Raw genomic sequence first — 23,171 nt, 5'->3', positions numbered from 1 at the left:
AAAATTAGATGAAAGGTGACGCCATGACAACCGTAACCAGTACGCAGATTTGGGTGAAAAAAGACAAAATCGACTCCACCCAAGTAGTAGACAAAACCCTGTCTACCAATGACTTAGCTGAAGATGAGGTTTTACTTAAAACTGACAGCTTTGGTTTTTCAGCCAATAATATTACTTATGCCGCGCTGGGCTTTACCATGGGCTACTGGGGGTTTTTCCCCGCTGATGAAGGTTACGGCATTGTACCTGTATGGGGATTTGCCACTGTGGTGGCGTCAAACCACGCTGACATTAAAGCAGGCGAGAAAGTGTTTGGTTACCTGCCTATGGCAAGCCACTGGATAACTAAAGCCGGAAAGGTCGCCCCCCATGGTTTTTCTGATATTCACGAAAATCGTAAAAGTATTAGCCCGGTGTACGACCAATTTCTACGCTGCGCCGTTGACCCTGGGTATGATGAAAGCCGTGAAGCTTGGCAGCTAAATTTCCGTCCGTTATATATGACCTCGTTTGTGCTGGATGATTTTGTAGATGAATTTAGCAAGGGTGAGTCATTATTGCTCTCTAGTGCATCTAGCAAAACTGCATTGGGCACCGCTCAACGGCTTAAAGATCAAAAAGTTCACAGACATGCTAATTATCAAGTCATTGGGTTAACCTCTGCGTCAAATATAGACATGGTAAAAGCGTCAGGTTGCTACGACCACGTATTTAGCTACGACGATGTAGAAACACTGCCTAAAGGTCAACAATACTGGTTGCTCGATTTTGCTGCCAACGGTGCTCTGATCACATCACTTGGCGACGCCCTTGGTGATAATCTTTCCAAAGTAACGCTTATTGGTGCCACCGATTGGAAGGCCGAGCAAAAACCAAATAAGAAAGCCTTAGATGCAGAGATATTTTTTGCCCCTGCACGAGTTAAACAACGCCAACAAGAATGGGGTCATGAGGCATTTTTAGCAAAATACGCAAAGGCCTGGCATGGGTTTGCAGGTAAAGTTCAAGATACCTTTTTTGAGCAAGAACACACAGGCTCGCAACAAATTATTGCTTTGTATTCAGACACCCTAAATGGCACTGCCGACACCAAAGCACTTAATGTCGTTCGCTTTGACTAGTTGCTAACAGACACTATTTGTAACAAAGAGAGGAAGGCTTTCATGCATTCCTCTCTTTTGTATTCGCCAGCGAATAGTTATAGTGAGGAAAACTATTACTAAAGGCATGTCATGGGTCAGGAAACGTCTAAAATTCTCGTTGTCGATGACGACATGCGCCTTCGTAGCCTACTGGAACGCTATTTAGTGGAGCAAGGCTATCAGGTGCGAGGCGCTGGAAATGCAGAGCAAATGGACAGATTGCTGGAGCGCGAGAACTTCCACCTTATGGTGTTAGATTTAATGCTTCCTGGCGAAGATGGCTTGTCTATTTGTCGTCGTTTACGCCAAGTAGGTAGCGAACTTCCTATCATCATGCTTACTGCAAAAGGCGATGAAGTAGACAGAATTATTGGCCTTGAAATGGGTGCCGATGACTACTTGCCTAAGCCATTCAATCCCCGAGAGTTACTTGCTCGAGCAAAGGCAGTATTACGTCGACGCAGTAGTGAAGCCCCTGGCGCACCTTCTAAAGACGTACAAGTTATCGAATTTGGCGAATACAAACTGAATTTGGCGACTCGCGAAATGACGGCTGGCACCACCCCTCTTACGCTAACAAGTGGTGAGTTTGCAGTGTTGAAGTCTTTAGTCACCCATCCTAGAGAGCCCCTATCACGAGACAAGCTTATGAACCTTGCCCGTGGACGAGACTACAGTGCGCTAGAACGCAGTATAGATGTTCAGGTATCGCGATTGCGTAGAATGCTAGAGAAAGACCCTGCAAATCCAAGATACATTCAAACCGTATGGGGCCTAGGCTATGTCTTTATTCCTGATGGTGAGCAGGCATAAGTAACCATGGCCAAAACAGGTTGTTTACGTAGGTTGTCTAAGTAGTGCGTTTGTTACCCCAAAGTGCATTTGGTCAAACAGTGTTACTGATTGGTGTACTGTTGCTTATTAACCAAGTCGTTTCCTATCTGTCGGTTACCTATTATTTTATTCAACCTAGTTATCAGCAAATAAACAGCTTACTTGCCACACAAGTAAAATCGGTATTAGCGGAAGATTTGTTAGTTAGTAATGACGACAGCAGAGCTCGTTATTTCGCCAAAACCGACATTCAGATACTCGATGCCAGCAAAGCGCGAACCAAAGGGTTAGAAAGTGCGGTTTATTACGGGTTCATGTCGTCGCAGGTAAGCAAGCAACTTGAGCAACTAGCTGATGTTCGTATTAGTACGGTTTCACAGAAAACCGACGCTAATGCCCCCTATACGGTGTGGGTCTCATTGTCTCGCTACCCCGACACCTGGATTGCTATTCCCATAACCGGTTTAAACGAAGCGAATATTTCACCGTTAACCATGTATTTAATGGTGATAGGTATATTAAGTGTAGCGGGTGGTTGGCTATTCGTACGACGCATGACCATGCCACTGTCTTCTTTGCAAAAAGCAGCATTAGCGGTAGGTAAAGGCGAACATCCAGTGCCGCTTAAAGAGCAAGGTAGCACGGAAATGATTCAAGTTACCCGCGCCTTCAACCGTATGAATCAAGGTATTAAGCAGCTAGAACATGACCGGACTTTGATGACGGCAGGTATATCTCATGATTTACGCACCCCGCTGACGCGCATTCGCCTTGCATCTGAAATGCTGCCCGAATCGCAAAACTGGATAAAAGATGGCATTGTTAATGATATTGAAGATATGAATGCGATTATCGATCAATTCATCGACTACGCCCGCTACGACACAGAAGAGATAAAAGAAAATACCGACCTAAACAGCCTTATTATCGAATTGGCACAAGCTCGGCATATTGAAGAGAAGCATCGTATCGCGTTGAAGCTTAACGATATTCCTTTATTAGATTTACGCCGTGTGGCCATGAAGCGGGTTATTGATAATATTATCGAGAACGCCTTTCGTTACGGCTCAAATAATATTGTTATCTCCACATTTTATAACCGTAATGAAAAACGGGTTTACTGTAAAATACGCGACTTTGGCCCTGGTATTCCCGCAGCAGAATTAGAGCATGTGTTCATGCCCTTCGCGCAAGGTGACAAAGCCCGAAGTACATCGGGCTCTGGTTTAGGCTTATCAATTATAAGACGTATTGTGGAAGCACATGATGGTGGTGTAGAGCTACGCAATCACCCGCAACAAGGTTTAATCGCAGAGTTCTATTTACCCCTTCATAAGTAACCGTGCTGTTTCACCATTCGGCTGTACGCCCACGCAGCAACCCACAACAAGCAACCACCTATAGGTATTACCCAAAACGCAGTAGTTAGAGGAACATAATTTGCCCATAACCCCGTTGAAAAAGAGGCCACTTGTACGCCGGTTGAGTTGCCAATAATACAAATGCCAGATAATACGGGGCCATTGTCACTATCAATATTCATGGCTGCCGACAACATAAGTGGAAATAACCCACCTAATCCAAGCCCTAACAGTAAGTTACCTGCGCCCATACTGTACAGGTCAGTGGTAAGCTTAATGGCAAATACGCCGCACAACGACGCTGTAGCCAATATAACAATAAGCCGATGCACTGACATAAATCGCAATAAGAAAGGAAAAGCCAACCGACTGATAACCATACCCGCTGTAAAACACGCGAGTAGGTTTCGAGATTGCTCTCCGGTAAACCCAATGCCGTTTTGCGCATAACTTACAAACCAATTAGCGTTACCAAACTCTACCGCGCCGTATCCGAAACTAAGTAACGCCATAAAAATAAAAATAGGTTGTTTTATTACCGCGCCAAAGTTGAGGGTTTTACGCTGCGCTTTGGGTTGGCCTCGGAGTAATTTGGCTTGAGAGTGCGCTGCCATAAAGGTATACGCCGACAGGGCTAGCATAAAGAGTGCAAGCACTTGAATTGGCCTACGCCAGTTTTCTTCTTGAAGATAAAGCAAGGTAACAAAAAACGAAGCGGCAAATGTGCCTAGGCTGAACATAAAGTCCATTAGCCCCATCATGGTAAAGCGCTTTTCTTCATACAAGCGGGCAATTAAGGTGTGCCCAATAGTAAAAATTGAGGAACTGACTATGCCTATAACGACGGCTACCACCAATACCCATTGCCACCCGTGTAATGACGATATAAGCAATAATAAAACAGCGTTTATACCCAATAGCGATGCTAACAATGGCATGTAATCAAAGCGACTAACGTACTTTCCGCCTACTACGGCTCCCACCATCATACCCAATGAGAAAAGCGAGAAGAACAAACCACTTACTAACTCTGACATACGCAGGTCGACCGCAATATCTGGAAGTAAAATACCCCATAATATAAACAACATACCCAGTAAGAAAAAACCGGAAAATATAACAACAGTAATAGGACGACGGCTCATCCATGCTCCTTTACAAACAGGGTTCTAAACGAAATAGTGCAATATATTGGTGTAGCAGGGCATGATTTGTAGTTAAGAGACTTACTACAACGTTTTTTGATTTTTTGTTTGGAGCGAATTTTAACGTGAGAACGTTATCGACTACCAAGGACGCTACAGTACGCCTTTAGTATAACTCGCGCAAGATAGGAAACGAAAAAAGCCCGCGGCTAAGCGCGGGCAAAATATTATTTGGTTTAATCTTTGGTAACTCCCCAAGCCCAAGACTCTTGATTTACCAATCATCAAAAGACTGTGCAATAGTTCCCGGATCTTCCTTTAGTCTGCCAAGACTGAGTGGATTCTGCTGCCATAGTATCGTCAAAAGAAACGGCTATATCGTAAATTCAGGTCCGGTGAAAGCGACATTTTAAAATAAGGTTGGGAGTAACACTGGCGTTGAGGTAAGATTTTGGCAAGATGGCGTCAAAGATTCAAGTTTTCATCAAATCGCACCGGGTGAGAGTACATTTTTCGAAGTTAATTATGAGACAGTTTTGTAATGAAGTGGATAATATTTATCGTCAGCTCAACGTTAATTGGGTTCTATTGTTTCTTTAAATTGTTCCAACCCAGAGTATTTATTCATGTTGGAGATAATAACGTCGCCTTGGCCAAAGTGTATATAGACGCCAGTTGGCGCTTACAAAGATACCCATTTAGTAACGAGAAATTGTCTGAAATTTCCAAATTTCACAAGCTTCCACAAGGCATCACTGTTATTCAAATCCCTGTTATATACAACTCTGAAAATAAAAAAGTACCAGCACCAAACAATAAGGACAGAGAAGTTCAAATTTTTGACACTTCAATTCGAACTGAAAAAGGGCCACTCGACCCATTTAGCGTATCTTACACCCTAAGACTTATTTCCATAGATGATCGGAAGTATTGGTTTCCAGAAAGGGAGGTGGACAGCAAGCTTCTTCAATATAAAAACAATATCAATTTTACTCCTCTGCCCCAAAATTGGTTTGGATCCACATCTTTACATTAAACAGTAAGCAAATCGAAACGAAAAAAGCCCGCGGCTAAGCGCGGGCAAAACATCAATCACGTTGAGTGTGATGAAGGTTGGGAAGGGAAGGGTTGCCTCCCCTAACATCTAACTGCGCCCTAAAAAACGCAGCAAGAATTAGTTGCCAGGACCTGCCTTAACAATGGCATCGCTAACATCGTATTTCTCAAAGTTTTGCTTAAAGCTATCTACTAGGTTCTGCGCATATTCTTCGTATTTTTCTGCATCATTCCAGGTTTGCTTAGGCACTAATAAATTATCGTTAACGCCTGATACTGCGTTGGGTACATCAAGGTTTAAGCCTTCAATATGTTGGGTTTCAACATCGGCTAAATCACCCGATACAATGGCATCGATAATAGCTCTAGTGGTAGGGATATCAAACCGCTGACCTGTACCATAAGGCCCGCCAGTCCAACCGGTATTCACCAAGTACACTTTGGCATTAAACGCTTTTACGCGTTTAATTAATAACTCGGCATACACGCCTGCTGGGCGTGGGAAGAAGGGTGCGCCAAAACAGGTAGAAAATGTTGATTCAATATCTGAGGTTGAACCAATCTCTGTCGAGCCTACCTTTGCGGTGTAACCACTTAAGAAATGATAGGCCGCCGCTTCTTCACTTAGTACTGATACAGGCGGTAACACACCACTTACATCACAGGTTAAAAATACGACAGAGCGAGGCTCGCCGCCACGGTTTGCTTCAACCCGCTTTTCAATGTGGCTTAATGGATAAGCCGCCCGTGAATTTTGGGTTAGCGACGTATCTTTGTAATCTGGGGTGCGAGTATCGTCTAGCACAACGTTTTCTAAAATAGTGCCAAACTTAATGGCGTCCCAAATAACCGGTTCGTTCTTTTGCGAAAGGTCGATACATTTTGCGTAGCAGCCGCCCTCAATATTAAACACACTGCCTTCGCCCCAACCGTGTTCATCATCGCCAATTAAAAAGCGTTTAGGATCGGCAGATAACGTGGTTTTACCTGTACCCGATAAACCAAAGAACAAAGTGACATCGCCTTGCTCGCCTACGTTGGCAGAGCAGTGCATGGGTAATATGTCTTTCGCAGGAAGTAAGAAATTCTGAACCGAGAACATGGCTTTTTTCATTTCACCGGCGTATCTCATGCCGGCAATAAGCACACGTTTTTTAGCAAAATTAATCACTACCACGCCATCACTGTGGGTGCCGTCACGCTCTGGGTCACACACGAACCCAGGAACATTTAATACTTGCCACGGGCTTTCGTTATTGACGTTCCATTTGTCTGGCACGATAAAAAGATTACGCGCAAAAACGTGCTGCCACGCAGTTTGCGTTCTTACTTCTAAAGGGAGTGCATGCGCAGGATCTGAGCCCACTTGAAGGTGAGATAGAAAATGCTCTTGAGTATTTAGGTAGGCCTCTACTTTGTTCCACAAGGCATCGAATTTAGTAGCATCAAATGGCTTATTAACCTTGCCCCAATCGATTTCATTCTCAGTGGAAGGCTCTTTTACGATGAACCTATCATTTGGTGAGCGACCAGTTCTTTCGCCGGTTTCAACGACCAAAGCCCCGTTAGTATCTAACACACCCTCGCCCCGCTTAATCGCGCGTTCGATTAATTCGGCGCTAGGCAAATCAACCAATGGAGAGATTTTTAAATCCGTTTTTAAAGACGCTGCCACACTCATAACCGTAACCCTTAATGTAATCTTTCAATAGCACTTTCAAAAAGTATCATTTAACTGAGTCTAAAGTAAATAAGGGCATAGCGTTATTTCTATAAAGAATACTGATTATTAATCTGGATCAACTTTCGAAAAAAACGTAATAAAATTACATTTTTTATTTTGAGGAGGGATACAAAACGGGATACGTGGTTTTTTATCAACTTCCCCTTACAACATATGCTGTAAAGGGAAAGTGAATTAAGAGGTTTTCTTTTTTGTTTTCTTATTTTAGGGGCGGGAGTGTACCCTTATTGATTAGTATCAGGAGAGGGTGCATTACCATTGTGAATCGCCTCAATATCAATGCTATCGAAACGATATTCTGCATGGCAGTACTGACAATTCATTTTAATGTCGCCATCTTCTTTCACTATCGATAAAAGCTCAGCTTTATCGATATTACGAAGTGCTTCTGCGCTACGTTCTTTAGAACACGTACACGCAAAACTAACCGCTTTCGCAGGGTATACTTCCACTTCTTCTTGGTGATACAAACGATAAAGAATGTCTTCAACCGACAACGAGAACATTTCTTTTTCCGTTAACGTTTCGGTTAACGTAGCAATATGATCAAACCCTGTTGCTTGGGTGATGTCAGTGGCGCTTGCATCTGTTGGTAATACTTGAAGCAGCATACCCGCCGCTCTGGCATTGTTTTCATCTTGCAAGTCAGTCATTAAGTGCACGCGAGTGGCTAACTGTTCAGACTGAGCGAAGTATTCTTCTAAACACTCAGCTAATGTTGGCTTATCTAATGCCACAATACCTTGATAACGCTCGCCTTCATCAGGAGTGATGGTCATCACCAACACCGCTTCGGTAAGTAACTCATCAAATGCTTCTGGCAGCGTTTCTAGGCTTTCATCCCAGCGGGCAACGCCACGAAATGTTTGTTCATGGGTGGCATTAATAACCGCGTAACTTACCGGCCCTTTACTTTGAATTTGTAGGGCAATTTCGCCTTTAAATTTAAGCGTAGCCGTAAGTAAAGACGTTGCCGCTGCCAATTGCCCCAACAAACGCTGAATTTGTACGGGGTATTCGTAGCTGTGCACAATTTGCTTTAGGCTTTCATCTAAACGAACTAATTCGCCGCGAACGTTCGCTTGGGTAAATAAAAATCGATGTAATTTATCAAAATCACTCATAAACTCGTCCTGTTAGGCAGCGTGCTTTTACTGCTGCTTAAATTTAATAATTTGTCTGCGCTGTTTTTTATCTGGCCGATGTTCTGGCTTAGGACTATGAAAAGCGTTCAATTTTCGTGCAACTTGGTTTTCTTCACGTTTTGTTACACTTGTCTCAGTTTCTTCATATAAGTCTTGAGCAAGTGCTGCACTGAGTCGTTTATCACTGAGCCCTCGAACAATAACATCGCGATTATCCCAACCTGAGGGAACTTTTATCACTGCGCCAAGCTCTACATTCTTGCCGGGCTTAGTGCGCTGTCCGTTGTAGTGAACTTTTCCTGACTGAACCATGTCTCTGGCAATGGCGCGGGTTTTGAAAAACCTTGCAGCCCATAGCCACTTGTCTAGCCTCACATTTTGTGATGTATTGTTCGTTTCCATAAGACCTTTGTAATAATTTCGTAACGGTGCGGCTTTAGTGTTGTGAGCCCCACCTCGACTAGGCTATGATGGGTCGGACAAAGCGCGGTTAACCAAATTTTCACTTTAATAATAAGCAGTACCATCAAGTGGCGACATGACATTCGATAAACTCAATCCACAGTCTCTGGTTGTTTTTGTAAACCAGAACCAAAAACAACTTCACACGTTAATTGTGGTGCTGCTGAGCCTATATTTAATAGCCTTTGCCGCCAAGCTACTATGGCGAATTATACCTGAACCTCAATTATCTGCGACTCCCGCAGTGAGTTTTGCGCCCATACCTTCTACGGCTTCAGGGCAAAGTGGGGTCAACATACGCAAAATACAACAATTAAATTTGTTTGGTAACGCGGCTGCCGCGCCTGCAAAGGTAGAAGAAGCGCCAGTTACCGATGCGCCTGAAACGCGTCTTAACCTTACGCTTACCGGTGTGGTAGCAAGTTCGGATGAAGACTCTAGCACCGCGATTATTGAAAATCGCAATAGCCAAGCCGTGTATGGCTTAGGTGAAAAAATTGAAGGTACTAACGCCACCCTAAAACAAGTATTCCGCGACAGGGTTATCATTAAAAATGGGGTTAGAAACGAAACCTTGATGTTAGATGGCATTGATTACGACGAAGCGAATAAGCGTCGCCAACAACAAGCTAAACGTCGTCCACAGCCAGTGCATGATGAACGAGACGAACCCAATACAAGGCAGTTAAGTGAAGAAGCCATTGAAGCAACTGCTTCATTGCGAGAGCGTCCAGCAAGCTTTACCGACTTCATTTCTATTTCGCCAAAAACCGAAGAAGGTCAGCTTGTCGGTTATCAAGTTAGCCCAGGTAAAGAACCCGCATTATTTAAATCGGCGGGGCTTCAAGCCGGCGATGTGATTGCACAAATTAACGGATTGGATCTGACAGACATGCAGCAATCCCAAGAAGCACTATCTGAACTTCGCAATGCTCAGAATATTGAACTTACAATCATTCGTGATGGCAGTTTTGTCACGCTGTATCTCGATTTGCCTGAGCCATCAGCAGAATAAGAATTAAAGGAAGACAGAATGAAAAGGCGCACTAGCCACAAATTGTTATCTCGCCTAAGCACAGCGCTGTGTACGGCCCTTCTTTGTTTCTCGGTAACAGCCGCTGAATATATGCCTAATTTTAAAGACACTGATATTAGTGAGTTCATTAATATTGTGGGTAAAAACTTAGAGCGCACCATTATTGTCGACCCAAATGTTCGCGGTAAAATTAGTGTTCGAAGCTACGATATGCTGACTGAAGATCAGTATTATCAGTTCTTTTTAAACGTGCTTCAGGTTTACGACTTTGCTGTAGTTGAAATGCCTAGCGGTATTTTAAAAGTAGTGCGCTCAAAAGATGCTAAAACATCAAATATTCCCGTAGTAGAAGGTTCAGCGAAAGACGGTGATGAAATGATCACCCGTGTAGTACCTGTTTATAACGTACCGGTAAGAGAATTAGCCCCTATTTTACGTCAGCTTAACGACCAAGCAGGCGGTGGTAACGTAGTAAGCCACGACCCTTCAAATGTAATGATGATTACTGGCCGTGCGGCCGTAGTAAACCGCTTGGTTGAAATTATTGAGCGTGTAGACCGTGCAGGTGACGAAGAAGTTGAAATTGTGAAGCTACGTTTCGCTTCAGCATCTGAAATGGTGCGTATTATCGACAGCATTAATAAATCTCAAGGTAAAACGAATACCGGTGCAAAATCTGACCCTCGCGTAGTTGCCGACGATCGCACTAACTCAGTGATTGTGAGCGGTGATATTAAAGCCCGCCAACGTTTAATTAACCTTATTGAGCGCATGGATCAAGAATTAGAAACCAGCGGTAACACCCGCGTCCTGTTTCTTAACTACGCCAAAGCCGACGACCTAGTTAAAGTGCTTCAAGGGGTTTCTGCCAGTATTCAAGCCGAAGAGAAAAGTGGCAGCACCAATAGCCGTGGCTCGTCAAATCGTGACGTGAGTATTGATGCTCATGAAGATTCAAACGCGTTAGTCATTACCGCTGAGCCTGACATGATGCGCTCGCTGGAAGAAGTGGTACGTCAGCTCGATATTCGCCGCGCACAGGTTCAAGTTGAAGCCATTATTGTTGAAGTATTTGAAAGCGACGGTACTACTTTGGGTGTTCAGTGGGTATCTGAAAGTGGCGGTGGTACACAGTTTAGCAACGGTGTAATTCCTGTAGGTTCATTGGCTGTAGCGGTTAAAGAAGCAGAAGATACTACCGAAACGGAAACTTATGTATCAGATGATGGTTCTCCTTATACGGTAACCAATACAGATGAGGGTGACTATACGTCATTAGCCAGCTTACTTGGCAGTGCCAATGGCTTAATCGCCGGTATTATTGATAATGGCTGGGGCGCAGTTGTGCAAGCGGTTAGCACCGATACTAACTCAAACGTATTGGCCACGCCGCACCTTACGACCATGGACAACGAAGAAGCTTATTTCATTGTAGGGCAAGAAGTACCGATTATTACTGGTACATCTACAGGCTCGAATAACTCGAACCCTTTCCAAACGGTCGATCGCCAAGAAGTAGGCATTAAACTTAAAGTCACGCCTCAAATAAATGAAGGCGATGCAGTTCAGTTATTAATTGAACAAGAAGTATCTAGCGTGAGTGGTGCCACCTCGGTAGATATCTCTATTAATAAACGTGAAATTAAAACTACGGTTATTGTGGATGATGGCGGCACGATAGTATTAGGCGGCTTGATAGACGAAGACGTGCAAGAAAGCGTATCTAAAGTGCCTTTATTAGGCGATATTCCTATTCTTGGTAACTTGTTTAAGTCGACGTCTACCAGTAAGCGTAAACGTAACCTAATGGTGTTTTTGAAGCCTACTATTGTACGTGACGGCGCTACCATGAACTCTATTAGCCATCGTAAGTACAACTATATTCGAGCGTTACAGCTTAAGCGTCAGCAAGAAGGTATTTCACTAATGCCAAACGCTGAAAGCCCTAGTATGCCTAATTGGGATGATGAACTTTCTTTGCCGCCTTCATTTGAAGAATACCTGACTGAGAAAGACAACCTTGATGAAGGTAACGAGTAATATGGCAGGTCAAGACGAGCAACTCACCCTTGCGGTAGAGGCACAGGAAGAAGCGCTCGAAGCAATGGTTGATGAAGAAGGCTTACCAGAAGCCGTGGCTGGCCCTCGCCAGCTTTCGTTCAGCTTTGCTAAGCGTAATCAGGTATTGCTTGAAACCAATGTCACTCCTGCTGTGCTGTATTTTACGGAAAACACCCCTTTTGAAGTGTTTGCCGAAGTACGCCGCTTTTACGGCGAGCCTTTTGTACCTAAAACTATTGCTGCTGATGAGTTCGAAAGCTTTCTAACCAGTGCATTCCAGCGTGATAGTTCTGCAGCAAAGCAGTTAATGGAAGACTTAGGTAACGAGAGCGATTTGTTTGCCCTTGCGGAAGATTTACCTGATACCGAAGATTTATTAGATAACGAAGACGACGCCCCTATCATCAAGCTGATTAATGCCATGTTAGGTGAAGCGATTAAAGAAGGCGCGTCGGATATTCACATTGAAACCTTTGAAAACCAGTTAGTGGTTCGGTTTCGTGTAGATGGTGTATTACGAGAGATTTTACGCCCCAATCGTAAGCTCTCTTCCATGCTGGTTTCTCGTATTAAGGTAATGGCGAAACTTGATATTGCTGAAAAACGGGTACCGCAAGATGGCCGTATTACCCTACGCATTGCAGGCCGCGCAGTAGATGTACGTGTGTCTACTATGCCGTCTAGCCATGGTGAGCGTGTGGTGCTGCGTTTATTAGATAAAAACAACGCACGGTTAAACCTAAAAGACTTAGGCATGACCCAGCAAAACCGCGACCATTTTTCTTCATTAATTAGAAAGCCTCACGGTATTATTTTGGTTACCGGCCCCACAGGCTCTGGTAAAAGTACCACCTTGTATGCAGGCCTTAGCGAAATTAACTCTCGCGACCGCAATATTTTAACCGTAGAAGATCCTATTGAATTTGACTTACCCGGTATTGGTCAAACACAGGTAAATCCCCGTGTAGATATGACCTTCGCCCGCGGCCTACGAGCAATTTTGCGACAAGATCCCGATGTGGTGATGGTAGGTGAAATTCGAGACGTTGAAACGGCACAAATTGCGGTTCAAGCCAGTTTAACCGGCCACTTAGTATTATCGACCCTTCACACCAATACCGCCGCTGGCGCTATTACCCGTTTAGAAGATATGGGTATTGAACCCTTTTTGCTTTCTTCAAGCTTACTGGCGGTATTATCGCAGCGCTTAGTGCGCACACTGTGTAAAGAGTGTAAAACCCCTCACACGCCCGATCCTCAAGAGTGTGAAGCCCTTAATATTGATGCCGATAGCAACTTTACCATTTACCAACCTCACGGCTGCGCTGCCTGTAACCAAACCGGTTACAGAGGTCGTACGGGTATTCACGAGTTATTGCTGGTGAATGAGAAAGTGCGCGAAATGATGCATGAAGGCGTGGGTGAACAGGCCATTGAAAAATATATCAGGCACTCTACCCCCAGTATTCGGGATGACGGGTGTCGTAAGGTACTTGCAGGTGTTACCTCTTTAGAAGAAGTCCTGCGTGTAACCAAGGAGGATTAGTATGGCCGCCTTCGCTTATAAAGCGGTAAATAACCGTGGCCGTAACGCAAATGGTGTACTGGAAGGCGATAATGCTCGCCAAGTACGCCAGCAATTGCGTGAAAAGGGCCTCATTCCTTTAGAAGTAGAACAAGTTACCGAGCGCGGAAAAAGTGACGGTAAAAGTGGTGGTTTCTCGTTTTTTAAACCGAGAATTTCAGCCTCAGATCTGGCCCTGTTAACCCGTCAAATGGCCACCTTGGTAGAATCTGCCTTACCGGTAGAAGAAGCCTTACTGGCGGTTGCCGAGCAGTGTGAAAAGCCCCGTCAAAAGAACATGATGATGGCTGTTCGAAGCAAAGTGGTTGAAGGTCATGGTTTAGCCGATGCCTTGTCTGAATTTCCTAGTGTATTTGACGACTTATACCGCGCCATGGTGGCGGCAGGTGAAAAATCCGGTCACTTAGATACGGTACTTAATCGCCTTGCCGACTACACCGAACGACGCCAGCAAACTCGCAGTCAAATTACCCAAGCACTTATTTACCCATCGCTCATGCTGTTTTTCGCTTTCGGCATTGTGATGTTATTGCTGACGGTGGTTGTGCCTAAAATCGTCGGTCAATTCGACCATATGGGGCAAGACCTTCCAGGTATTACCCAAGTACTTATTTCGGTGAGTACTTGGCTACAAAATTACGGCCTTATCTTGCTGGTAGTAGTGGCTATTCTGGCGGTAATTGTTCAGCGTGTGCTTCAGCAGAAAAAGATGAAGCTAAGGTTTCACAAAGTTATTTTGAAACTTCCGCTTATTGGTAAAGTGTCCCGCGGGCTTAATACCGCTCGCTTTGCACGTACCTTAAGTATATTAAGTGCCAGCGCCGTGCCTTTACTTGAATCTATGCGCATTTCTGGCGATGTACTTGAAAACCAGCATATAAAGAATCAGGTAGCCGATGCTGCCATTAATGTAAAAGAAGGGAGCAGCTTGCGCGCTGCGCTCGACAATACAAAAATTTTCCCGCCAATGATGATGCACATGATTGCATCGGGTGAAAAGTCTGGCGAATTACAGCAAATGCTTGGTCGCGCCGCCGATAACCAAGATAGGGAATTTGAAGCCCTTGTTGGTGTCTCACTAAAAGTATTTGAACCTCTACTTATCGTGTCGATGGCTGGCATAGTGCTGTTTATCGTAATGGCAATTTTGCAGCCTATTTTGGCCTTAAACAATATGGTGAATATCTGATGAAAACCTTAAAACGTAGTTCTGGATTTAGTTTGATTGAAGTAATGGTGGTGCTACTTATCATCGGCATTATGGCATCGATGGTAGCGCCGCAAATTTTGGGTAACCAAGAAGTGGCACAACTTAAAAAAGCCGCCGTTGATATTCAGCAAATGGAAAGCGCGCTTGAAATGTATAAGCTTCGAAACAATAAGTTCCCAACGACTGAGCAAGGGCTAGAAGCGTTAGTAACCGCTCCAACCCTTGATCCCATTCCAAGAAACTACCCAGAAGGCGGTTTCATCAAGCGTTTGCCAGAAGACCCTTGGGGCAATCCTTATGCGCTAATTAGCCCAGGAGAATTAGGCGTAGTAGACATTTTTTCAAATGGCCCAGACGGTGAACCAGGTACCGATGACGATATTGGTAACTGGAACATTAACGAATACTTAAACTAAGTTATTTTATGCTTGGCCGCTTTCATCCTCACAACAAGCACACTGGCTTCACGCTATTAGAAGTGATGCTGGTACTGTTGCTTATGGGGTTAGCGGCTGGGTACGTGATGTTCAATGCCTTTGGCGCCAGTAAAGCAGACTTGCTAAAAAGCCAAGCCCAACGACTACAAGTACTGGTCGATATGGCAAGCGATTATGCTGTGCTAAACCAGCAGCAACTTGGCATTCGTATAGAGCAAAAAGACAACGAATACTACTTCGTTTTTTTAGATGAAAATGATGAGTGGCAACGTATTGAGGGCGAGAAATATTATGAACCTCACACATTACCTGAAGACTTCTCATTTACGCTAAATTTAGACGACTTGCCTTGGACCAAAGAAGACCAACTTTTTGACCGAGGCATATTCGACGAAACCTTAAGCGTGTCTGAAGATGGTGTTGAAATAGGCAGCGAAGAAGAAAAGAAACTGCCACCGCCGCAAATATTAATCATGTCTAGCGGCGATATTACCCCCTTCAGCCTTAGTTTTGCCTATGAAGGCGACTTTAACGACGAACCCGTTTATTTTGCGCTAAACAATGAAGAGTTTCCGCCACTAGAATTGGCTGGCCCCTTTGAGAGCCCAGATCAGTGAAAAGCCCTTTTTCGCATTCGCCCAACAATCAAAAAGGCATGACACTGCTTGAAGTCATGGTGGCACTGCTTATTTTTGCCTTAACCGGTACGGCTATTTTAAAGGCCGCAGGGGATCACTTAAATAACGTAGGGCAAATTGAAGCGGTAACCTTTGCCAGCTATGTTGCCAGTAACCGGCTAAACCAGTTACAGCTTGATGATACTTGGCCACCTAAGAACAATTTAAAAGGCAGCATGGAAATGGCTGATCGTACTTGGTATTGGCAGCAAAAAGTAACCAAAACCAACGACGATGAACTTCGCTCGGTAAGTATCAGCGTAGGCTTAGATTCAGATTATTCTGGCAGTGTCACGTCAGTAACTACCTTTGTGGCCAAGCCCACCAGCGCAGGCACTTAATGAAGCAGCGCGGATTTACTCTCATTGAAATTCTGATTGCCATGGCTATTTTTACGCTCATTGGTTTGGCATCTACAGGCCTGCTAACCACGGTAATTGATAGCAACGACTTATCTAGCGAGCGCTTTGAGAAGTTACAACAACTGCAACGTGCCATGGTCATCATAGAGCGTGATATTCAACAAGCGGTGCCACGGCCAGTTCGCGCTGAAGGGGAAACCCAAACCGTAGTAATGGCTGGCGGCGAGGTAGATGATAGTGACGGCGATGGTATTGGCTTTGTGCGCGGCGGTTGGCACAACCCTCAACTCATGTTGCCCCGAAGCACCCTACAATACGTGGCATATCGCCTTGATGAAGACCGACTAGAACGCCTTTATAGCAACTACGTCGATAATGTTATTGGCTATGAACCTAAGACTCGTACCCTGCTTGAAAATATAGAAAGTTTTACCGTTGAATTCATTAGCGCTGAAAGTAGTACTGATGACAGCGACGATCTAAGTTGGAGTGAAAGTTACCAAGGTGAAGCGTTACCCACTGCGGTGGCGATTGAGTTTGTGAGTAAAGATTTTGGTTTAGTACGTCGTGAGTTTGCCTTAACAGGAGGTTCGGCGTAATGGGCATTCTTATTAAAACGGCTATCAAAGCTCCTACAAAAACACCCCGTTCGCTGCCTTCTCGCCAACAAGGCGTGGCGCTTATGATTGTGCTAATGATTGTGGCGCTGGTGTCTGTATTGGCCACTGAAATGGGTACCCGCTTGCAGTTGCAAGTTCAGCGCACCATGAATATTAAAGACAGTAATCAAGCGTACTGGTATGCCTTGGGAGCCGAGGCCTTTGCAAGAAAGTCACTTCAAACCTTGATGGAAGAGACCGGTGATAAAATTTCGCTAGACCAGCCTTGGGCACAGGAATTTATGTACCCATTAGACAATGGCGGTTTACAAGCGAACCTTACCGACCTTCAAGCATGCTTTAACTTAAACGCTATTCTACAAGGCAGCGCTAGCGCAAACGTGAATAGTGGTGATGGCGCTACCGAAGCGATGGATGCCTTTCACACTATGCTTTTGGCGCTTGAAATAGACGATCTAAACAGCTTTACCGCTGATACCGTGCGGGACAGTTTGGCCGACTGGGTAGATGAAGATGACAACATGCGCCCCTATGGCGCAGAAGATAGCGAATATGAGTCGAGAGAGTTTCCTTACTTAGCAGCAAACGGATTACTGGCATCGACAAGCGAATTGCGTATTATTAACGGTGTCTCTGCGGTTTGGTTGAATGAAATTCTCCCTCTGGTTTGCGTAATTCCCGACAACGACGCCTTAGCCATTAATGTGAATACCATTGATGAAGAACATGCTGCGCTATTAGCCGGCTTAACGGGGTTAGATTTACAACAAGCCACTAGCTTGCTGGGTAACCGCCCACAAGATGGCTGGGAAGACGTAAGCGAATTTCTGGCCGAGCCGAGTGTTGAAGCATTAAGTTTATCTGATAGCCGAAAAGAATGGTTTACGGTAACCACTGAGTATTTTATTTTGCACACTAAGACCCGTTACAATAAAGCAACGTTTCAACTTTCTACCGTATTTAACGCAAGTAGTGACGCGGGCGTAAAAATAATAAAGCGCGAGTTTGGAGGCGTAAAATAATGGAACAACTCCTGATTAGGTTAGGTGCCACCGAGGCCGACCCAATTAGCTGGCTAGTATGGTCTACAGCCGAAGAAGAAATTATCGCTTCTGGTGAACTTCCCAATGCCGACGCCCTTTCTACCTTAGCGGAACGTGCTGGGCAGCGTGCGGTAATCGCATTGGCACCTAGCAGCGAAATATTACTTAAATGGGTAGCGTTACCGCCAAGAGCGGGCAGAAAGGTACTTTCTGCTTTGCCCTTCATGCTTGAAGATGAATTAGCCACTGATATTAGCGAACAGTTTTTTGCTATAGGCCCTAAAGTAGGCGATAGCCAAGCCGTTGCCGTGGTAAGTCATGCAAAACTTCAAATGTGGCAGCAATGGTTAGCTGATGCAGGCTTGTTCTGTAACCATTTAATTCCTGATGTACTCGCCGTACCGGTAACTGAAAACGGTTGGTCTGTACTCACCCTAGGCGAGCAAATGTTGGTACGCCAAGATACCTTTCAAGGTATACAGGGCGAGCAAGCGTGGTTGTTACCCACCCTAGGCCATTTCACCAGCCAACAAGAAGCCCCGGTTGTCATTACCAACTATGCGGGTATTGATTTAAGTGGTGTGCCGAATATTACGGTAAATGACGCCCCTCTTGAGCTACCTATGCATGTGCTAGCCAAAGAGGCGTTGTCGAGCAGTTTCAACTTGCTTCAGGGCGAGTATAAAGTAAAGCGTACTCGCAACAATGCGTGGGCACAATGGCGTGTCGCGGCTGTATTAGCGGTACTGGTGTTATGTACCAGCCTGGTTGATAAAACCGTTACCCTGTACCAGCTGAAATCTGATAACGCGGCGCTCTCCAGTGAAATAGATCAAGCGGTAAAATCTGGGTTCCCCAATATTGGCGTTTATCGTAACGTGAAGCTTAAGCTGCAATATGAGCTTGATAAATTATCAAAAAGTGGCGGCGATGCCTCTATGTTAGTGATGCTAGATCAGCTTTCAGAAGCCTTTGCTAGCACACAAGTAAAACCACAAACTTTACGGTTTGATGCCACCCGCACCGAAATTCGTATTCAAGCGCAAGGTAAAAGCTTTGAGGCATTAGAGCAATTTCGCCGACAGGCGGAAGGTGCTGGATTTACCGTAGAGCAAGGGGCTATCAATAACCGTGATGACAATGTGATTGGCACGGTATCAATTAGGAGTGTGTTGTGAACGCACTAGTCAGCAAATTTAAAGCGCTTACCGAGCGCGAGCAAATACTGGTAATGATCTCTGCTGTGGTAGTGGTTATTGGTTTATTTTATTTTTTGATTTGGTCGCCCCTTAATGCAGCTTTGCATCAGCAAAAGCAATTGCTAGATAACCAACAAAGCTTGCTGGTATGGGTAAAAGACAGTGCCGTTCGCGCTCAACAACTCAGAAAAAGCAGCAACCGCGCTACGCCTTTTCGAGGTTCACTACCTCAAGCCGTTAACCGCACTACGTCAAGTCACAGCATCGCCATTTCGCGTATGCAACCGCAAGATGATGAGTTACAAGTTTGGATAGACCAAGCCCCTTTTAATGATGTGCTGGAATGGTTAAAAACCCTTGAAGGCATGGGCATTGTCATCATTCAGGCCGATATTGCTGAAGCTGATGATCCAGGTTACATCAAAGTTCGCCGTTTACAGTTAGGAAAAGCATGAAGTCTAAGTTTGGTTGGCTAGTGGGTGGCATTGTTGCCTTTCTAATTTTTGCAATTGCTTACATGCCTGCTATTCAGGTGATTGGCAGAGTAGACTTGCCAAAAAATGTATCGATTAGTGGTGTCAGTGGCACATTATGGACGGGTAAGGCGCAAACCATCGTGGTGAACGGACTCCCTATTAATAACGTTAATTGGGAGCTTAGCCCCCTTGCGTTGCTGATTGGAAAGGTAAGTGCGCATGTAAAAGCGGGTAACATTCGCGATGTAAACGACATTGCTTTTGAAGGGCCATTTAAAACCAGTTTGTTTAATACAAACAAAGTAGAAACCACAAACTTTTCGGTTTACCTACCCGTCGACCGCGTGTTGGCGCAAGTGAATTTGCCTCTGCCAGTGAATGCCAGCGGGCGATTTAAAGTGAAGCTCGACGAACTTACTTTTGGCCCTCAGTGTGTGGCGCTACAAGGCACCGGTGATTGGTTGAATGCCGCAGTTGCAGGTACACAAGGCCCTATCGACTTTGGCACTTATTCTGCCAAACTTCGCTGTGTGGGTGATGACATTGGTATTGTGGTCAGCGAGCCAAACCTACTTGGCCTTTCTATTGATGCTGTAGTTAGCCCAGACATGAAAAAAGTTAAAGTAGACGGGAAATTTAAGCCAGATGATAGCCTTCCTCAAGAGGTACATCAGGCGTCTAAATTCTTCGGACAACCCGACGCGAATGGTTATATCGCCATTAAATTACAATAGGCGCAATGCTATATAAGTTAGCGGCCTTCTTCACGAGTAAGGTCGCTAACCAATGGAATATTCATTAGGTCTTGCGCGGCAAACACCCGTCCGGGGGCAATAACCGCAATAGCCTCAGTAAGCCCATCTAGCCCTGCTTCGCTGCGCTTCATTATATGAGAAAGCACAATACGTTTTGCTTTTGACTCTTTTGCAATTTCAATAATTTGCTCAGGCGTCATATGCAAATTGGTTGCAGCGCTACCCGCCCCCTTTTCAATATCTTCAATAGCATTATGCAACACAAGCACATCAGCATGCTTAGCAAAGTTGGCTAATGTTCCATCCGCATTGTTGGTGTCGCCTGAAAATACAGCAACACATTTATCAATAGTAACTTTCCACGCCAACGCCGGGATTGGCCCATGGTGCACCGATATAGCCTCTATGCTGATATCATCACTAATGGATGTGGAAAAAGTGGTATCTGCAACCGTGTGTGCAGACACCTTATAATCATCTTCACCTTCTTGGGTATAAGAAGACAGGTATTTAAATGCCCCTTCTTTACCTATCAGCGCATCAAGATACGCTTGAGTACTTGGCATAAGGTCGTTACCGGCAGGGCCATACACGGTTAAATCTGTATCTCGACGTGTGAAATAGCTTCCCTTGATAAAACTAGGTAGGTCGGCGGCATGATCAGTATGCAAATGAGATAATAAGATGATGTCTACATCGGTAAAATCAGCACCCGACGCGCCAAATTGAACGCTACTGCCACTCCCTGCATCTACCAGCACTTTGGCCTTTTCGTCTTTCCAAAGAAGGTAGGATGCAGAAGCTCGACCATCGTCGAGTTCTGGGCCACCAGATCCAAGCACTTGTAATGACACCCCTTGGCATACGGTGGTGGCGCTTTTATCCGTTGATGCATGCTGAGCAGGCGACTGTTCAATGGAATCTCCAGCCGCTGCGATAGGGAAAGGGGTAGGCTCAGCACAAACAAAAAAGGCTGAGGTAAATAACCCCAGCCCAAGACTTAGTTTTGTGCCCAGTCCTAATTTAACACCTAAGTGTGCGCCTAAATTTGAACCTACGTTTGAACCGTGCGGCTTCGCAATACGGGCTGAACTAGATTTCATGGATGTGACTAACATACTACTTACTCCTATTCAGCGCCTTGTTGCAGATTAGCCCAACACCGTGGGCTAACCGCATTGGTACGCTTAGCTGTTTTGTTGCTCTGCAATCATGATGGTTTTGATATTTACGAATTCTCGCATACCGTAACCACCATGCTCACGACCGTAACCACTGTCTTTAACACCGCCGAATGGCAAGTTAGGCTGAGCTAACGAGTAACCGTTGATATTCACCATACCCGTATCGAACTCGTTTTTAGCAAGGGCGATAGCATTGTCTGTATCAGTACTAAAGATACCACCACCAAGGCCGTAACGTGAATCATTTGCTACTGTCATGGCTTCCTTATCATCACGAACGCGAATTAACGAAGCCACTGGGCCGAATAATTCATCGTCGTACGCCGGCATGCCTGGTGAGACATTTTCTAATACAGTGATAGGGTAAAAATAACCACTACTATCTGGTACTTCGCCGCCTAACGATAGCGTTGCACCCGCTTCAAGTGACGCTTTAACTTGGTCATGTAATTCATCACGTAAATCTTCACGTGCCATAGGGCCTAGGTCGGTATTTTCGTCGGCAGGGTCGCCTACTTTAAGTTTTTTGCACTGGGCAACAAACTTATCTCTGAATTCGTCATAAATACTATCGACGATAACAAAGCGCTTAGCTGCTACACAGGTTTCACCGTTATTGATAACACGGCCCATAATGCAGGTTTCAACCGCTTGGTCGATATCGGCATCTGCAAGTACGATGAAAGCATCGTTACTACCTAGCTCCATCACCGTCTTTTTAGACAAACTTGCAGCTTCTTTAGCAACTTGCTTGCCCACTTCATCACTGCCTGTAAACGTTACGCCGCGAACGTGCTTATGCTTAATTAAGTCACTCGCCGTACCGCCATCAATCAATAGCGACTGATAGACGTTTTTAGGGAAGCCTGCATCTTCATACATTTGTTGGATAGCTACGGCCATACCAAATACGTTTTTAGCATGCTTAAGTACGGTGGTATTACCCGCCATAATGTTTGACACACTGTAGCGGATAACCTGATAAAGCGGGAAGTTCCAAGGCTGAATACCTAGGATCACGCCGATAGGTTGGTAACTGATAATGGCACGACCGCCTTCAAAAATGCGGTGTTCATCTTCTAGAATTTCGGCACCATGTTCTGCCGTATAACGACAGATATTTGCACATAGCTGCACTTCTTGCTTACCTTGCTCGGTTACCTTACCCATTTCTCGGGTCATCAGGCTGGTTAAGTCGTCAATGCGCTCTTCCATTAAATCAGCAAGGTTATTAAATAATTGGGCACGGGCATCGAAAGAAGTTCTGCGCCAGTTTAAGTAGGCTTCTTGCGAGCGGGTTACCGCTTGCTCTGCATCATCCGCTGACATCAAATGATAATGATCTAACTTCTCACCCGTTGCAGGGTTATATGTGTTGATTGTCTCGCTCATTGTCACACTCCTTAATCCGTTTGTGATGGGAAGCAGTGCAACTACAACGCCAAAACAGCCAGCCTCAGACTTTCAACTACATATCAACAACATAGACTAAAGTCTAAACAATGAGTGCGATATTTTAAAAAAGCTCGATAAGAAATAATTACGGAAGTCCGTGACCATTTCGGTAGAGCTTACAGAGTGCTTTTAAGTAAAACACAGCTATTTACCTTGCCATTTTCAATGGCAGTTAGCAGCGT

The 23,171-nt window shown here is 44.8% G+C and carries 22 protein-coding genes; 16 read left to right on the top strand and 6 right to left on the bottom strand.

The features are described from left to right. The first annotated feature begins 23 nt into the window (after positions 1 to 23). From KYS23_RS13805 to envZ, 3 genes are all read left to right on the top strand, one after another. Complete coding sequence (locus tag KYS23_RS13805; RefSeq protein ID WP_218419107.1) at positions 24 to 1,121, top strand: DUF2855 family protein; 1,098 nt, start codon at positions 24 to 26, stop codon at positions 1,119 to 1,121. A gap of 111 nt (positions 1,122 to 1,232) precedes the next feature. Further along, positions 1,233 to 1,955 (top strand): osmolarity response regulator transcription factor OmpR, encoded by a 723-nt coding sequence (gene ompR / locus KYS23_RS13800; RefSeq protein WP_159534036.1) that lies wholly within the window; start codon positions 1,233 to 1,235, stop codon positions 1,953 to 1,955. 44 nt (positions 1,956 to 1,999) lie between these two features. Continuing rightward, complete coding sequence (gene envZ / locus KYS23_RS13795; RefSeq protein WP_159534038.1) at positions 2,000 to 3,316, top strand: two-component system sensor histidine kinase EnvZ; 1,317 nt, start codon at positions 2,000 to 2,002, stop codon at positions 3,314 to 3,316. Here envZ and KYS23_RS13790 read toward each other — a convergent pair. Next, positions 3,307 to 4,482: an MFS transporter gene (locus KYS23_RS13790; protein WP_159534040.1), complete on the bottom strand. Its 1,176-nt coding sequence runs from the start codon at positions 4,480 to 4,482 to the stop codon at positions 3,307 to 3,309. The genes envZ and KYS23_RS13790 overlap by 10 nt on opposite strands. 541 nt (positions 4,483 to 5,023) lie before the next feature. Here KYS23_RS13790 and KYS23_RS13785 point away from each other — a divergent pair. After that, positions 5,024 to 5,518 (top strand): hypothetical protein, encoded by a 495-nt coding sequence (locus tag KYS23_RS13785; RefSeq protein WP_218419105.1) that lies wholly within the window; start codon positions 5,024 to 5,026, stop codon positions 5,516 to 5,518. Positions 5,519 to 5,656: 138 nt separating this feature from the next. Here the strand turns inward: KYS23_RS13785 and KYS23_RS13780 are convergent, their stop codons facing one another. The 3 genes from KYS23_RS13780 to hslR form a co-directional block, all read right to left on the bottom strand. Then, on the bottom strand, positions 5,657 to 7,219 hold the full coding sequence (locus KYS23_RS13780) for a phosphoenolpyruvate carboxykinase (protein WP_218419104.1): 1,563 nt from the start codon (positions 7,217 to 7,219) through the stop codon (positions 5,657 to 5,659). 287 nt (positions 7,220 to 7,506) lie between these two features. Continuing rightward, positions 7,507 to 8,406, bottom strand: a complete 900-nt coding sequence (hslO, locus tag KYS23_RS13775) for an Hsp33 family molecular chaperone HslO (protein ID WP_159534064.1) — start codon at positions 8,404 to 8,406, stop codon at positions 7,507 to 7,509. A 27-nt stretch (positions 8,407 to 8,433) separates the two neighbouring features. Continuing rightward, positions 8,434 to 8,829 carry a ribosome-associated heat shock protein Hsp15 gene (gene hslR / locus KYS23_RS13770; RefSeq protein WP_013786664.1) on the bottom strand — a complete coding sequence of 132 codons (396 nt, stop codon included), beginning with the start codon at positions 8,827 to 8,829 and terminating at the stop codon, positions 8,434 to 8,436. 136 nt (positions 8,830 to 8,965) lie between these two features. Here hslR and gspC point away from each other — a divergent pair, with 136 nt between their 5' ends. Genes gspC through KYS23_RS13710 form a run of 12 tightly spaced genes read left to right on the top strand, consistent with a single transcriptional unit; the run spans position 8,966 to position 20,329 of the window. Further along, entirely contained in the window at positions 8,966 to 9,904 is a 939-nt protein-coding gene (gene gspC / locus KYS23_RS13765; protein WP_218397508.1) for a type II secretion system protein GspC, read from the top strand. Positions 9,905 to 9,922: 18 nt separating this feature from the next. Continuing rightward, positions 9,923 to 11,965, top strand: a complete 2,043-nt coding sequence (gene gspD, locus KYS23_RS13760) for a type II secretion system secretin GspD (RefSeq protein ID WP_159534068.1) — start codon at positions 9,923 to 9,925, stop codon at positions 11,963 to 11,965. 1 nt (position 11,966) lies between these two features. Continuing rightward, positions 11,967 to 13,532 carry a type II secretion system ATPase GspE gene (gene gspE / locus KYS23_RS13755; RefSeq protein WP_013786667.1) on the top strand — a complete coding sequence of 522 codons (1,566 nt, stop codon included), beginning with the start codon at positions 11,967 to 11,969 and terminating at the stop codon, positions 13,530 to 13,532. 1 nt (position 13,533) lies between these two features. Further along, positions 13,534 to 14,760 carry a type II secretion system inner membrane protein GspF gene (gene gspF / locus KYS23_RS13750; protein ID WP_126872108.1) on the top strand — a complete coding sequence of 409 codons (1,227 nt, stop codon included), beginning with the start codon at positions 13,534 to 13,536 and terminating at the stop codon, positions 14,758 to 14,760. Next, complete coding sequence (gene gspG / locus KYS23_RS13745) at positions 14,760 to 15,197, top strand: type II secretion system major pseudopilin GspG (protein WP_013786669.1); 438 nt, start codon at positions 14,760 to 14,762, stop codon at positions 15,195 to 15,197. The genes gspF and gspG overlap by 1 nt, the downstream gene beginning before the upstream one ends. An 8-nt stretch (positions 15,198 to 15,205) precedes the next feature. After that, positions 15,206 to 15,835, top strand: coding sequence for a type II secretion system minor pseudopilin GspH (gspH, locus tag KYS23_RS13740; protein WP_013786670.1), 630 nt, complete (start codon positions 15,206 to 15,208; stop codon positions 15,833 to 15,835). Further along, complete coding sequence (gene gspI / locus KYS23_RS13735) at positions 15,832 to 16,236, top strand: type II secretion system minor pseudopilin GspI (RefSeq protein ID WP_309475339.1); 405 nt, start codon at positions 15,832 to 15,834, stop codon at positions 16,234 to 16,236. Before gspH ends, gspI begins: the two co-directional genes overlap by 4 nt. After that, on the top strand, positions 16,236 to 16,856 hold the full coding sequence (gene gspJ, locus KYS23_RS13730; protein WP_013786672.1) for a type II secretion system minor pseudopilin GspJ: 621 nt from the start codon (positions 16,236 to 16,238) through the stop codon (positions 16,854 to 16,856). Before gspI ends, gspJ begins: the two co-directional genes overlap by 1 nt. Next, on the top strand, positions 16,856 to 17,899 hold the full coding sequence (gene gspK, locus KYS23_RS13725) for a type II secretion system minor pseudopilin GspK (protein WP_218397512.1): 1,044 nt from the start codon (positions 16,856 to 16,858) through the stop codon (positions 17,897 to 17,899). The genes gspJ and gspK overlap by 1 nt, the downstream gene beginning before the upstream one ends. Continuing rightward, positions 17,899 to 19,098 (top strand): type II secretion system protein GspL, encoded by a 1,200-nt coding sequence (gene gspL, locus KYS23_RS13720; RefSeq protein ID WP_013786674.1) that lies wholly within the window; start codon positions 17,899 to 17,901, stop codon positions 19,096 to 19,098. Before gspK ends, gspL begins: the two co-directional genes overlap by 1 nt. Continuing rightward, positions 19,095 to 19,574, top strand: coding sequence for a type II secretion system protein GspM (gene gspM / locus KYS23_RS13715; protein ID WP_013786675.1), 480 nt, complete (start codon positions 19,095 to 19,097; stop codon positions 19,572 to 19,574). Before gspL ends, gspM begins: the two co-directional genes overlap by 4 nt. Continuing rightward, on the top strand, positions 19,571 to 20,329 hold the full coding sequence (locus tag KYS23_RS13710; RefSeq protein ID WP_013786676.1) for a type II secretion system protein N: 759 nt from the start codon (positions 19,571 to 19,573) through the stop codon (positions 20,327 to 20,329). The genes gspM and KYS23_RS13710 overlap by 4 nt, the downstream gene beginning before the upstream one ends. Before the next feature lie 17 nt (positions 20,330 to 20,346). Here the strand turns inward: KYS23_RS13710 and KYS23_RS13705 are convergent, their stop codons facing one another. Both KYS23_RS13705 and KYS23_RS13700 read right to left on the bottom strand, forming a co-directional pair. Further along, on the bottom strand, positions 20,347 to 21,468 hold the full coding sequence (locus tag KYS23_RS13705) for an MBL fold metallo-hydrolase (protein WP_159534072.1): 1,122 nt from the start codon (positions 21,466 to 21,468) through the stop codon (positions 20,347 to 20,349). Positions 21,469 to 21,537: 69 nt separating this feature from the next. After that, on the bottom strand, positions 21,538 to 22,926 hold the full coding sequence (locus tag KYS23_RS13700; protein ID WP_211070247.1) for an NAD-dependent succinate-semialdehyde dehydrogenase: 1,389 nt from the start codon (positions 22,924 to 22,926) through the stop codon (positions 21,538 to 21,540). Between the last annotated feature and the right edge of the window lie 245 nt (positions 22,927 to 23,171).

Source organism: Alteromonas lipotrueae (assembly GCF_019249255.1).
GTDB classification, from domain to species: domain Bacteria; phylum Pseudomonadota; class Gammaproteobacteria; order Enterobacterales; family Alteromonadaceae; genus Alteromonas; species Alteromonas lipotrueae.
Note: the sequence above shows the minus strand (reverse complement) of the source record. Positions and strands in the feature narration are given on the sequence as shown.

What these genes read in the sequence shown, in the direction of transcription:
- KYS23_RS13700 (WP_211070247.1), bottom strand. Translation starts at nt 22,926, where the DNA reads ATGAGCGAGACAATCAACACATATAACCCTGCAACGGGTGAGAAGTTA.
- KYS23_RS13790 (WP_159534040.1), bottom strand. Translation starts at nt 4,482, where the DNA reads ATGAGCCGTCGTCCTATTACTGTTGTTATATTTTCCGGTTTTTTCTTA.
- gspJ (WP_013786672.1), top strand. Translation starts at nt 16,236, where the DNA reads ATGAAGCAGCGCGGATTTACTCTCATTGAAATTCTGATTGCCATGGCT.
- KYS23_RS13805 (WP_218419107.1), top strand. Translation starts at nt 24, where the DNA reads ATGACAACCGTAACCAGTACGCAGATTTGGGTGAAAAAAGACAAAATC.
- gspE (WP_013786667.1), top strand. Translation starts at nt 11,967, where the DNA reads ATGGCAGGTCAAGACGAGCAACTCACCCTTGCGGTAGAGGCACAGGAA.
- gspH (WP_013786670.1), top strand. Translation starts at nt 15,206, where the DNA reads ATGCTTGGCCGCTTTCATCCTCACAACAAGCACACTGGCTTCACGCTA.
- KYS23_RS13780 (WP_218419104.1), bottom strand. Translation starts at nt 7,219, where the DNA reads ATGAGTGTGGCAGCGTCTTTAAAAACGGATTTAAAAATCTCTCCATTG.
- KYS23_RS13710 (WP_013786676.1), top strand. Translation starts at nt 19,571, where the DNA reads ATGAAGTCTAAGTTTGGTTGGCTAGTGGGTGGCATTGTTGCCTTTCTA.
- gspF (WP_126872108.1), top strand. Translation starts at nt 13,534, where the DNA reads ATGGCCGCCTTCGCTTATAAAGCGGTAAATAACCGTGGCCGTAACGCA.
- gspL (WP_013786674.1), top strand. Translation starts at nt 17,899, where the DNA reads ATGGAACAACTCCTGATTAGGTTAGGTGCCACCGAGGCCGACCCAATT.
- gspK (WP_218397512.1), top strand. Translation starts at nt 16,856, where the DNA reads ATGGGCATTCTTATTAAAACGGCTATCAAAGCTCCTACAAAAACACCC.
- ompR (WP_159534036.1), top strand. Translation starts at nt 1,233, where the DNA reads ATGGGTCAGGAAACGTCTAAAATTCTCGTTGTCGATGACGACATGCGC.
- gspD (WP_159534068.1), top strand. Translation starts at nt 9,923, where the DNA reads ATGAAAAGGCGCACTAGCCACAAATTGTTATCTCGCCTAAGCACAGCG.
- hslO (WP_159534064.1), bottom strand. Translation starts at nt 8,406, where the DNA reads ATGAGTGATTTTGATAAATTACATCGATTTTTATTTACCCAAGCGAAC.
- gspC (WP_218397508.1), top strand. Translation starts at nt 8,966, where the DNA reads ATGACATTCGATAAACTCAATCCACAGTCTCTGGTTGTTTTTGTAAAC.
- gspG (WP_013786669.1), top strand. Translation starts at nt 14,760, where the DNA reads ATGAAAACCTTAAAACGTAGTTCTGGATTTAGTTTGATTGAAGTAATG.
- hslR (WP_013786664.1), bottom strand. Translation starts at nt 8,829, where the DNA reads ATGGAAACGAACAATACATCACAAAATGTGAGGCTAGACAAGTGGCTA.
- KYS23_RS13705 (WP_159534072.1), bottom strand. Translation starts at nt 21,468, where the DNA reads ATGTTAGTCACATCCATGAAATCTAGTTCAGCCCGTATTGCGAAGCCG.
- KYS23_RS13785 (WP_218419105.1), top strand. Translation starts at nt 5,024, where the DNA reads ATGAAGTGGATAATATTTATCGTCAGCTCAACGTTAATTGGGTTCTAT.